Source organism: Streptomyces sp. NPDC051219, from assembly GCF_040682335.1.
GTDB lineage: Bacteria > Actinomycetota > Actinomycetes > Streptomycetales > Streptomycetaceae > Streptomyces.
On record NZ_JBFBAS010000052.1, the window covers coordinates 25,496 to 36,006 of the forward strand.

The 10,511-nt window shown below is 70.1% G+C and carries 11 protein-coding genes; 6 read left to right on the forward strand and 5 right to left on the reverse strand.

What is annotated here, in order from left to right; all coding sequences use genetic code 11:
• Positions 1-22 precede the first annotated feature (22 nt).
• Both AB0M62_RS32410 and AB0M62_RS32415 read right to left on the reverse strand, forming a co-directional pair.
• Positions 23-1,141, reverse strand: coding sequence for an aromatic acid exporter family protein (locus AB0M62_RS32410; protein WP_366077923.1), 1,119 nt, complete (start codon positions 1,139-1,141; stop codon positions 23-25).
• Entirely contained in the window at positions 1,141-2,031 is an 891-nt protein-coding gene (locus AB0M62_RS32415) for an SDR family oxidoreductase (protein WP_366077924.1), read from the reverse strand. The genes AB0M62_RS32410 and AB0M62_RS32415 overlap by 1 nt, the downstream gene beginning before the upstream one ends.
• Before the next feature lie 192 nt (positions 2,032-2,223).
• Between AB0M62_RS32415 and AB0M62_RS32420 the strand changes: the two genes are divergently transcribed.
• The 4 genes from AB0M62_RS32420 to AB0M62_RS32435 all read left to right on the forward strand — a co-directional run bounded on the left by AB0M62_RS32420 (position 2,224) and on the right by AB0M62_RS32435 (position 4,543).
• Positions 2,224-2,841, forward strand: a complete 618-nt coding sequence (locus tag AB0M62_RS32420; protein WP_366077925.1) for a nucleotidyltransferase family protein — start codon at positions 2,224-2,226, stop codon at positions 2,839-2,841.
• Complete coding sequence (locus tag AB0M62_RS32425) at positions 2,838-3,092, forward strand: BON domain-containing protein (RefSeq protein WP_366077926.1); 255 nt, start codon at positions 2,838-2,840, stop codon at positions 3,090-3,092. The genes AB0M62_RS32420 and AB0M62_RS32425 overlap by 4 nt, the downstream gene beginning before the upstream one ends.
• Positions 3,089-3,862, forward strand: coding sequence for a metallophosphoesterase (locus AB0M62_RS32430; RefSeq protein WP_366077927.1), 774 nt, complete (start codon positions 3,089-3,091; stop codon positions 3,860-3,862). Before AB0M62_RS32425 ends, AB0M62_RS32430 begins: the two co-directional genes overlap by 4 nt.
• Before the next feature lie 123 nt (positions 3,863-3,985).
• On the forward strand, positions 3,986-4,543 hold the full coding sequence (locus tag AB0M62_RS32435) for a hypothetical protein (RefSeq protein ID WP_366077928.1): 558 nt from the start codon (positions 3,986-3,988) through the stop codon (positions 4,541-4,543).
• A gap of 239 nt (positions 4,544-4,782) precedes the next feature.
• Here AB0M62_RS32435 and AB0M62_RS32440 read toward each other — a convergent pair whose 3' ends face one another.
• Together AB0M62_RS32440 and AB0M62_RS32445 are read right to left on the reverse strand one after the other, a co-directional pair.
• Positions 4,783-6,276, reverse strand: coding sequence for an MFS transporter (locus AB0M62_RS32440; RefSeq protein WP_366077929.1), 1,494 nt, complete (start codon positions 6,274-6,276; stop codon positions 4,783-4,785).
• A gap of 199 nt (positions 6,277-6,475) precedes the next feature.
• A complete protein-coding gene (locus tag AB0M62_RS32445) occupies positions 6,476-6,679 on the reverse strand; it encodes a cold-shock protein (RefSeq protein WP_107014974.1) in 204 nt (67 codons plus the stop codon).
• Between the two features lie 385 nt (positions 6,680-7,064).
• Between AB0M62_RS32445 and AB0M62_RS32450 the strand changes: the two genes are divergently transcribed.
• The gene (locus tag AB0M62_RS32450; protein WP_366077930.1) at positions 7,065-7,556 is read left to right on the forward strand and encodes an SPW repeat protein; all 492 of its coding nucleotides are present in this window, start codon (positions 7,065-7,067) and stop codon (positions 7,554-7,556) included.
• A gap of 340 nt (positions 7,557-7,896) precedes the next feature.
• Here AB0M62_RS32450 and ligA read toward each other — a convergent pair whose 3' ends face one another.
• Entirely contained in the window at positions 7,897-9,984 is a 2,088-nt protein-coding gene (gene ligA / locus AB0M62_RS32455; RefSeq protein ID WP_366077931.1) for an NAD-dependent DNA ligase LigA, read from the reverse strand.
• Between the two features lie 146 nt (positions 9,985-10,130).
• On the opposite strand from ligA, the gene AB0M62_RS32460 reads away from it, so the two are divergent.
• Complete coding sequence (locus AB0M62_RS32460; protein ID WP_366077932.1) at positions 10,131-10,334, forward strand: cold-shock protein; 204 nt, start codon at positions 10,131-10,133, stop codon at positions 10,332-10,334.
• The last annotated feature ends 177 nt before the right edge of the window (positions 10,335-10,511 follow it).

The window sequence follows — 10,511 nt, forward strand, 5'->3', positions numbered from 1 at the left end:
CAGGAAACCTTCCGCGCCTCGGTCATTCGACCGCGAGTTCGTACAGCAGTTGCTGTCCCTCGGCCACCAGCCCGCCGAGCGACGTGGCCGTCTCGGGGTCCTGTTCCGCGAGCCGGCCCTTGATCCGGGCGTGCACGTCCCATGCCCGCGACACCGCCCTGGCACGCTCCTCACCGCCGCCGTCTCCGCCCGCGCCGGCGGGGTCCCGGTATGCGACGCACACGTCGGCCGCGGCGAGCAGCAGTTCCGGCACCTCGGCGAGGACGGAATCGGGCGGCGGGGCGAGTCTGCGGCGCTCTCCGGCCGCGTCGGCGAGTATGCGGGTGAGGGCCGCGAGGTGCTCGACGATTCGCTCCCAGCCGTGGTCCCAGTCCGCCGAGGGCAGCGGCGGGCCGGATCTGCGCAGTCGGCGGCCCGGGTTGAAGCGGTAACTCTCCGTGGTCTGCTGCCGCGCGTGGCGCAGGTCCGCGAGCACGGCACCGAGGCGGTGCGCCCGTTGGTGCCATGCCTCGGCCTGCCGCCGGTCATAGCCCGATCCGATCTCCTCGGCCATCGTGCGCAGAAGGTCCGCGCTCTCCCCGGGCAGTCGGTCCAGCGAGTCGCGGACACTGCGCAGGTGCACGGGCGGCAGGATCAGCGCGTTCACGGTGATGCCGATCAGGCCGCCGATGAGGGACTCGAGCAGCCGGTGCAGGATGTCGAAGCCGGAGTAGGTGCCGTAGGCCAGCACGAAGAGTGCCGTGGTGGAGGCGTACATGCCCTGCTCGCCGAAGCGGCGGTAATTGCCGAGCAAGGCCGTCAGCGGCAGCGCTACTGCCATCGCGGCCAAGGTGTTTCCCGTCAGCACCGCCGCTCCGGTGGCCAGCGCGGTTCCGACGGCGATGACCGCCATCTGCTGCAGCCCTGACCGCACGGAGCGGTAGACCGTGCTCTGCACCAGCACGACCGCGGCCCACGGAGCCATCAGCGCCATCGGCGCGCCCCACCACCAACCCGTCACCGCCCACGCGAGCACGGCGGCTCCGGCCGCCTTGAGGGACTGGGTGGTCAGGTCGCGCTCGGAGCCGGCGGTCGTCAAAGCCCGCCGCATCGAGCGCCCGATCTCTGCCGCCTCCCAGGTCATCCACTGCCACAGGCGCATCAGGGCAGTGGCGTTCCGCCGGTGGCGTTGACGATCTCCGCGGTGATGTAGCTCGCCTGTGGCGAGGCGAGGAAGACATAGGCGGGCGCCATCTCGACCGGCTGTGCCGGGCGTCCGATGGGCGACTGCTTCCCGAACTCGGTGGTGTCCGGCATCGTCGCGGGGATCAGCGGCGTCCAGACCGGGCCGGGCGCGACGGCGTTGACGCGAATGCCGTCCCGCGCCAGCATCTGCGCCAGCCCCTGGGTGAAGGTGACGATGGCACCCTTCGTCATCGCGTAGTCGAGAAGGTGGGGGCTCGGCTTGTAGGCCTGCACGGACGTTGAGTTGATGATGCAGCCGCCCTTGGGAATGTGCGGCAACGCCATCTTCGACAGCCAGAACATGCCGTAGAGGTTGGTGCGCATGACCCGGTCGAACTGCTCCGTGGTGATCGCGCTGATGCCCTCCGGCTGCGACATCTGGTAGGCGGCGTTGTTGACCAGGATGTGGATCTCACCGAACTCCGCTACCGAGCGCTCGATCAGCCTGCGGCACTGTTCCTCCTCGCGGACGTCGCAGGTGACGGCGACGGCCTTCCGGCCCGCTTCCTCGACCAGCCGGGCCGTTTCGCGGGCATCCTCCTCTTCCGGGGGCAGGTGCGTGAACAGCACATCCGCGCCCTCGCGGGCGAAGGCCAGGCACACCGCCCGGCCGATGCCGGAGTCCCCGCCGGTCACGACGGCCTTGCGGCCTTCCAGGAGTCCGCTGCCGCGATAGGACTCCTCACCGTGATCGGGCGGCGGATCCATCGGCCCGGTCCAACCGGGGTGCGGCTGGTCCTGCTGGGGGAATTCCGGCTCCGGGTGCCTGGTGACGGGATCCTGCGGGGCACGGTCCTTCTCTGCCACGGCGGCCCTCCTGGCGGGCATATCGATGAACAGGTGACAACCCTCGCGTTCCCGCAAGCCGATCAACGAACCATGCGGAGCGCGTTCGAGCCGAGCGTGGCTCGATGGGGGATCATTTGGCGCGAAAAGGGTAAGCGGATCGCTGCCGATCCCGCCCCGCCGACGGTCAGGACGCAAAGCGACGGAGACCATGTGAAGAACTACGCCGAAGGCGGTACCCCGCACGCCGAGGGGCCGCTGCCCGCGGATCACACCCAGGCCATCCTGGAGACGACCAAACGGGTGGCGAGCCTGCTCAAGGCGTCGGGCTGTCCCTTCGCGCTCGCCGGCAGCGTCGCCGCGTACGCGCACGGCGTGCCCGCGAACCTCCAGCACGACACCGATTTCGCCGTCCGGCGGGAAGATGCGGAACACGTCATCCGGACGCTCGAGGAGGCCGGTGTGGAGATCCGGCATCCACCCGAAGACTGGCTGATGAAGGCCAGATGGGGCGGCGAGGAGATCGACCTGATATTCGAGCTGGCTCACCGGCCGGTCACCTCCCAGCTGCTCGGACGGGCTCGGATGCTCCCGGTCGACTCGGTCCACATGCCGGTGCTGGCACCGGACGACCTGCTGGGCAGCCTGCTGTACGCCCTGTCCGAGCACCACTGCGACTTCGGAGCCCTGCTCCCCATCGCCCGGACGCTGCGGGAGAGGATCGACTGGAACCAACTGCGCCGGGAGCACCGCGATTCGCCGATGCCCGACGCCTTCCTCTACCTGCTCGAACGTCTTGGCGTGATCGACCGGCAGGAGGAACGACCATGACTCAGGGCGAGAACACCGAGTACCGCATCGCCCACCTGCGAGAAAGGCTGGCGAGCGAGGACATCGCGGAGCTCGGGGTACGCATCGAGATGCGCGGTGGATCGGTCCTGCTGTCGGGCACCGTCTCCACTCCGGCCTGCCGGGACGAGATCCTCCGCATCGCGGCAGCAGAACTGGCCGGGCTGCCCGTTCTGGACGATCTGACGGTGGCCCACTCCAACGCCCCCGACGCCCCCGAGGAGCTGGCGTGATCCGTGTGGCAGCTGTAGGCGACATTCATCTGGGCAAGGACAGCAAGGGACTGCTCCGGCCCGCCTTCGACACCCTGGGGAACTCTGCCGACGTACTGCTGCTCGCCGGCGACCTCACCCGCCACGGCACGGTGGAGGAAGCGCGTGTGGTGGCCGGGGAGGTGCGGGGCCTGCCGGTGCCGGTGGTCGGCGTGCTGGGCAACCACGACTACCACAGCGACCAGGAGGAGGCGGTGAGGGCCGTGCTCGCCGATGCCGGAGTGACCGTACTGGAGGGTGACGGCGCCCGGTTCGACATCGGCGGCACCATGCTCGGTGTCGCCGGTACCAAGGGCTTCGGTGGCGGCTTCGCCGGGCGCAGCGCGGGCGAGTTCGGTGAGCCGGAGATGAAGGCGTTCGTCCGCTACACCCGCCGCTGCGCGGACGGTCTGCGGCGGGCCCTGGAGGAACTGGCGCAGGGCGGCTGCGACGTACGCATCGCCCTGACGCACTTCTCGCCGGTGCCGGACACCCTGGCCGGTGAGCCGCCGGAGATCTACCCGTTCCTCGGCAGCTATCTGCTCGCCGAGGCCATGGACACGGCCGGCGCGGACCTGGCGGTTCACGGCCACGCCCATCTTGGCACCGAGCACGGCATGACCGTCGGCGGGGTGCGCGTACGCAACGTCGCCCAGCCGGTGATCGACCGGGCCTTCGCCGTGTACCACGTGCCGGTGAGGGGCCAGGACGCGTCCCGGACGGACGGCCAGTCCGTCACGGCCGGCCTCTGACCCGGGCGGCCGCGGCGCTCAACGGCCGTCGAGAAGCTGCTCGGTCCAGATGGTCTTGCCGGTGGCCGTGTACCTGCTGCCCCACCGGTGCGTGACCTGCGCGACGAGGAAAGCCGAGGCACCGTGGTGCGGCACACCGGCTCCCGGGCAGAACTGATGCAGACGTCCGCCGAGGTGCTCTTCCCACTCGGTGCCCTCACGGCCGGTCCGCACAACCGGTTCACCACCTGTCTGAGCTGGGAGCGCATACCCGCCGCCTACGCGGCCCAGTTGGGCAGCACACCAACTGCACGCACCCTGGTCCACCACTACCGGGCCGTCTCTCCCACCGGTGACGTCACCCTGCACGCCGTCAGCTACCTGTCCCCCACCGCGGTTACCGAGATACCGCTCCTGTCCCGCTACCGGCGCCATCTGCCCCACCACTCCCGGAGCGATCTCCGGCGCCTGTACCAGTGGATGGCGGACGCCGGTATGACTCTGGAGCACCGCGAAACCCTCACGCTGGCCACCCCGGGGGCCGGCGCAGCGGCATCGCCGCGCGTCCGGATCCAGCGGCACGTACGCGACCAGTACCACCGCACGCTGGAAATCAGCCGGATCATCCCCGCGAGCGGCGACCTGACCTACCAATTCACGGCCCCGGCCAAGCCCGCTTTCCAACCGGCTCACAGCGGCTGACAACGGCCGACAAGAAGAGGATCTGTTGCGGGCGGGCACCTTCCGTCGCCCGGACCACCGTCGGTCCGGGCGGCGGGAATCCCCACGTGGCCCCGGACGTGGCCCCGGGCCATTCCAGATCGGCCACCACCTCAGCCTCAGTCCATACATCGTGCGCCGCGACCTGTCGTCGACGCACGCACCCAGCGCACTCCCCGACGTCCTGCATGAGGTCACCGCTGCCGCTCAGGAGGGGCAGGTCAATTTGCGGCCGCCCGCGGCAGAATCGTCGAATCCGCCGCGGCCTGTGCCGAGAGCGGCGTGGCGATCTCCTCCAGCGGTTTGCGCTCCGCCGCCACCGCGAAGAACAGCGCCACCAGGCCTGCGGCGACCATCAGGGAGGCGCCGACACAGAACGCGAGGACGGTGTCGCCGACGACCCCGCTCTCCGTCAGCCCGGCGAACAGCAGGGGGCCGGAGATGCCGCCGGCCGCCGTGCCGATGGCGTAGAAAAAGGCGATGGCCATCGCGCGGGTCTCCATGGGGAAGATCTCGCTGACGGTGAGGTACGCCGAACTGGCACCGGCGGAGGCGAAGAAGAGGACCACACACCAGCACGCGGTCATCGTGGAGGCGGACAGCCAGCCGTTGTTGAAGAACCACGCGGTGAGGAAGAGCAGTACCCCGGACACGATGTAGGTACCCGCGATCATCGGCTTGCGGCCCACCGTGTCGAACAGGCGGCCGAGCAGCAGCGGTCCGAGGAAGTTGCCGAACGCGATGACGGTGAAGTAGTAGCCGGTCGAGCCGGTGGGAACGTCGAAGAACGTCACCAGGATCGTGCCGAAACCGAAGGTAATGGCGTTGTACAGGAACGCCTGCCCGATGAAGAGCGAGAGTCCCAGCACGGCACGCTTGGGGTAGGCGCGAAACAGGGTCTTGCCGATGAGTACGAAGCCGATGCTGTGCCGTTGCTTGATGGTGATGGAGCTCTCCGGCTCCGGCAGCGGTTCCCCCTTCTCTGCCTCGACCTGCCGTTCGGCGGCCGCGACAAGGCCCTCTGCCTCCTCGTTGCGGCCGTGGATGAACAGCCAGCGCGGACTCTCCGGCACGTTGCGGCGTACGAGCAGGATGACGAGGCCGAGTACGACTCCGAGGGCGAAGGTGAGCCGCCAGCCGAGATCCTTCGGAAAAATGTCGGTGTTGAGCGCCAGGACGGACAGCAGCGCACCGGCCATGGCGCCGAGCCAGAAGCTGCCGTTGATGATGAGGTCCACGCGGCCTCGGTACTTGCTCGGGATCAGCTCGTCGATGGCCGAGTTGATGGCGGCGTACTCGCCGCCGATACCGAAGCCGGTGAGGAAGCGGAAGAGGAAGAACCACCACGCCGAGAACGACACCGCGGTCAGGGCCGTGGCCCCCAGATACACCGCGAGGGTGATGAGGAAGAGTTTCTTGCGCCCGAAACGGTCGGTCAGCCATCCGAAGAAGAGCGCTCCTGAACAGGCGCCGGCCACGTAGAGGGCGGCCGCGATGCCGGTGACCTGGGCGGGGCTGATGGCCAGTCCGCTGCCCTCCTCCGAGAGCCTGCCGGCGATGCTGCCGACGACGGTGACCTCAAGTCCGTCCAGGATCCACACGGTGCCAAGACCGATTACGATCATCCAGTGCCACCGTGACCACGGGAGCCGGTCGAGTCGGGCGGGGACCTTGGTGGTGATGGTCCCGGTCTGGGCTCCTGCGATGTCGCTCATGAACTCTCCCCGGCGCCCCGGCGGCTCCGTCGGCGCCGGCGACCGACTCCGCGTACCCCTTGATCAATCGGGTAAACCGCGTCGCCGAGCCGGGGAACAAGCCCTGTTTGTCGGACCGTTGGGAAGCCCGCTGCCTGTGCCGGGAAAGGCGCAGGGCCCGCACCCCGATCCGGGGTGCGGGCCCTGCGCTGCGGGGTCCTCAGGCGGGGACGATGTTCTCCGCCTGGGGGCCCTTCTGGCCCTGGGTCACGTCGAAGGTGACCTTCTGGCCCTCCTGGAGCTCACGGAAGCCCTGGGTGGCGATGTTCGAGTAGTGGGCGAAGACGTCGGGGCCGCCGCCGTCCTGCTCGATGAAGCCGAAGCCCTTTTCCGAGTTGAACCACTTCACAGTTCCGCTGGCCATGTGTCTCCTCCAAAGGGGACTCGTAGCGGTTCCCGCACCATGCGGGAACCGGAGGTGATCGCCCTGGTCCAGAGACGCTGAACAGCAAAAACGCCCGTGCCACACACGCTCACGAGCGACCGGTGCTTCGGAACCACGACAGCTGTACGTGACGCTACACGGCCCGCCCCGTCTCGGCCAGCAGAAGGATCAAGCCGAAGGCCGGATTGTGTCGGCGCCCGCCCAGAGGTGAGCCGCTCTGTCGAGCCCCCGCGCGGCGCGCCCAGTCCCACCCGCGCGTTCCCGTGGGCCGTTCACCCGTTCCTGGATTTGACCGGAATGGGCGCATAAGCGTTACATGGGAGTTAAAGGGCAGATAAGGGCTTCTATCAGGAGGCGGCCCGCAATGACCACCCACCCGAGCATCGAGCAACACCCCGACCTCGCCGAGATGCGCTCTCGGTTCGAACGGGTAACGACCACACCCCGTGCGCAAGCCATAGAGACACTGGCGCTCCTCACGGGTCTGTACCTGGCGGCCTCGCCGTGGATCGCCGGTTTCAACGGCCTGACGACTCTGGCCGTCTGCAACCTGATCACCGGCATCTGCTACGCCCTGTGCATGGGCGGGTTCGGCTCGGCGTACGAGCGCACCCACGCCATGGCCTGGGCCGCCGCCGCCATCGGCGCGTGGACCATCATTTCTCCCTGGGTCGTGGCCGGTGATGTCGCCACGACACGCAGTGTGGTCAGCAATGTCATCGTCGGCTGCGTGGCACTGCTGCTCGGCCTGGCCATGTCCGCCATGGCCGAACGCCGTGTCGCAGGAGCAGGTGGCACCCGGGCCGCCCGCGGCCGGCCCGGCGCCGTGGGCGAAAGCATGGATCCCATGCGCTGACGCGCTCGCGCGAGCCCGCGGGGCCCCGATCTCTCTGAGGTCGGGGCCCCGGTCATATCCGCTCCGCCCCGTCGGATCCGGCCCCGCGGCAAGGCGCCACCCATCTGCCCGCGCGCGGTGAGCTGGTCGCGGAAGCGGTTTGGATCGGGCTGCACGCGTTCGTCGACGAGCTGATGCGTGGCGTCGGTGCCCTGATCGCCCAGTACACGACGAGAGCGCGGAGGCGGCCGCGACCACCGGATCGTGGTCGCCCCGCACCCCACGGTCACCTCCGGTACTGCCGCCGCCGAGGCCCCGCATGGGGCGCGCGGGACAGCCATGACAGCTGGGCGACGACTGCTCAGGCCTCCGGTTCTCCGGGCAGGGCTGCCGCTACCAGCTCCGCGAACTCGTCCGGAGTCGCGATGCGGACACCGAGGTCCTCGGCCTTGGCCCGCTTGGAGCCGGCGCTCTCCCCGGCCACCAGCAGCGAGGTGCGCTTGGAGACGCTGGAGGAGGCCCTGCCCCCGGCACGTTCTATGAGTTCGTTCACCTCGTTGCGGCTGAGCTTCTCCAGGGGACCGGTCATCGCGCCCGTGACCACCACGGTCATGCCGTCCAGCGGCCGGTCGCCTTCCCCGTCCGCCGGAACGCCCTCCTCGCCGGTCTCGGGTGGCGTCGCACCGGGCTCGGTCATGTTCACCCCGGCGGCCACGAGCTTGTCGATGAGCGGCGCGAGTTCGGCGAGCTCCGCGACGATCACCGGGGCCTTCTCCGCTCCGATGCCCTCCACCTGCTGGACGGCTTCGGCGTCGGCGGCGCGCAGATGCTCCATCGTCGCGAAGTGCCGCGCGATACGGCGGGACATGGACCGGCCGGTGCCGCGCACACCGAGCGCCGCCAGGACGCGGGCCAGCGGCCGGGCCCTCGCCTGCTCGATCGCGGCCAGCAGATTGTCGGTACTGGTCTCCCCCATCCGGTCCAGGGCCAGCAGCTGCTCCCGGGTCAGCGAGAACAGGTCGGCGAAGTCCGTGACGAGGCCGGCGTCGACCAGTTGCACGGCCCGGGTGCCGCCGAGGCCTTCGATGTCGAGCTGGTCCCGCCCGACCGCGTACGCGAGGGAGGCGACCACACGGCAGTTGCGGCCGCGGCTGCATCTCCACCGCTGCTCGGAGGTGTCGATACCGGATCCGCACTGCGGGCACACTGCGGGGAAGGCGATCGGTGTCTCGGAGCCGGTGCGGAGATGGGCGACGGGCGCCTCGATGCGGGGAATGATGTCGCCGGCCTTGTAAACCATCACCTGGTCCCCGATGCGCAGGTCGCGGCGGGTGATGTCGGCCGGGTTGTGGAGGGTGGCGTAGGTGACGGTCGATCCGTCTATCTCCACCGGTTCCAGCACGGCACGTGGGGCGATGATGCCGGTGCGCCCCACGTTCCACTCCACCGCCAGGAGACGGGTGACCTTCTCCACCGCCGGCAGCTTGTACGCGATCGCCCACCGGGGTGCCCTGGAGCCGGACCCGGCCGCGCGCCGGTCGGCCGCGAGGTCGGCCTTGACGACGATCCCGTCGATCCCGAACGGCAACTCGGCGCGCAGCGCGGCGATCTCCTCCACCCGCGCCTGCACCTGGCCGGCCGCGGCCACGGTCCGCGGCGGAACCGCCGTGTCCGCCGCGGTGTGCACTCCGAGCCCGGCCACGTACCGCAGGACCTCGCTGTGCGGCTCGTCCTGGAGCATGCCCGTCAGCTCGCCCGAGCCGGCCAGCGGCAGCGCGTCGTAGCAGAAGAACGTCATCTCCACCGTGTACGGACGGTCCTTGGCGCGAAGGGTGCCGGCCGCGCCGTTGCGCGGGTTGGCGAACGGGGCCGCGCCGTGCCCGGTGCGGGTCGCGTTTGCCTGTTCGAACTGGGCGGTGGTCATCAGGACTTCGCCACGGACCTCGAGCGTGACCGGCCGGGCCAGCCGGCCGGGCAGTCCGACGACGGTGCCTATCGCGTGGGAGACGTCCTCCCCGGCGGTCCCGTCGCCCCGGGTGATCAGCTGAACCAGTTTCCCGTCGTGGTAGCGGGCGGCCACGGCCAGTCCGTCCAGCTTCGGCTCCACGCTCCACTGCTCGAGCGGCCGGCCGATCCGCCGCTCCAAGGAGGCCGCCCACGCCGCGAACTGCTCGGCGGAGAACACGTTGTCCAGGCTGAGCATCGGGACCGTGTGCGGCACATCGCCCACGGCCGCCCCGCCGGCCACCTTCCCGGTCGGCGAGTCGGCCAGCACGTCGTCCGGGTGCTCGTCCTCGTAGGCGGCGACGGCGCGCACCAGACGGTCGTACGCATCGTCGTCCAGCGGGCTCTCGCCCGTCGCGTAGTACGCGGCCGCGGCCGTCGTGGCGGTCTCGACCGCCTCGGCGTACGCGGCGGTATCGGCAAGGGCGGCGGAAGTCGTCTTCATGACCGTCATCCTGCCTCCCACCACTGACAACGCCGGCCTGCCGGCTCCGGAGCAACGACCTCACCCGTCCGGCGGCGCGTTCACCGGTCGCCGGACGGGGAAACTCAAGCGAGGCGCCGCCCCGCGGCACGGAACGAAGGATTGAGATGGCAACTGGCACAGTGAAGTGGTTCAACGCCGACAAGGGTTTTGGCTTCATCCAGCAGGACGACGGAGGCCCGGACGTGTTCGTCCACTTCTCCGCCATCGTCGCCCAGGGCTTCAAGTCCCTCGACGAGGGCGCCAAGGTCGAGTACGACGTCACTCAGGGCCCCAAGGGCCCGCAGGCGGAGAACGTCAGGCCCCTCTAGGACCGCCGTCCCGGAGCGTGCTCGTCGGGAGTCGTGGGGGGGGGGGGGGGGGGCGCCCCCCCCCCCCCCCCCCCCCCCCCCCCCCACCCCCCCCCCCCCCACCCCCCCCACCCCCCCCCCCCCGCCCCCCCCCCCCCCGCCAAGGGGGCCACCGTCCCCGTGCCCCGGGGGGCCCAG

Excerpts from the sequence above, each read along its gene's own strand:
- AB0M62_RS32410 (WP_366077923.1), bottom strand. The coding sequence starts at position 1,141 with ATGCGCCTGTGGCAGTGGATGACCTGGGAGGCGGCAGAGATCGGGCGC.
- AB0M62_RS32425 (WP_366077926.1), top strand. The coding sequence starts at position 2,838 with ATGACTCAGGGCGAGAACACCGAGTACCGCATCGCCCACCTGCGAGAA.
- AB0M62_RS32440 (WP_366077929.1), bottom strand. The coding sequence starts at position 6,276 with ATGAGCGACATCGCAGGAGCCCAGACCGGGACCATCACCACCAAGGTC.
- AB0M62_RS32445 (WP_107014974.1), bottom strand. The coding sequence starts at position 6,679 with ATGGCCAGCGGAACTGTGAAGTGGTTCAACTCGGAAAAGGGCTTCGGC.
- AB0M62_RS32450 (WP_366077930.1), top strand. The coding sequence starts at position 7,065 with ATGACCACCCACCCGAGCATCGAGCAACACCCCGACCTCGCCGAGATG.
- ligA (WP_366077931.1), bottom strand. The coding sequence starts at position 9,984 with ATGAAGACGACTTCCGCCGCCCTTGCCGATACCGCCGCGTACGCCGAG.
- AB0M62_RS32460 (WP_366077932.1), top strand. The coding sequence starts at position 10,131 with ATGGCAACTGGCACAGTGAAGTGGTTCAACGCCGACAAGGGTTTTGGC.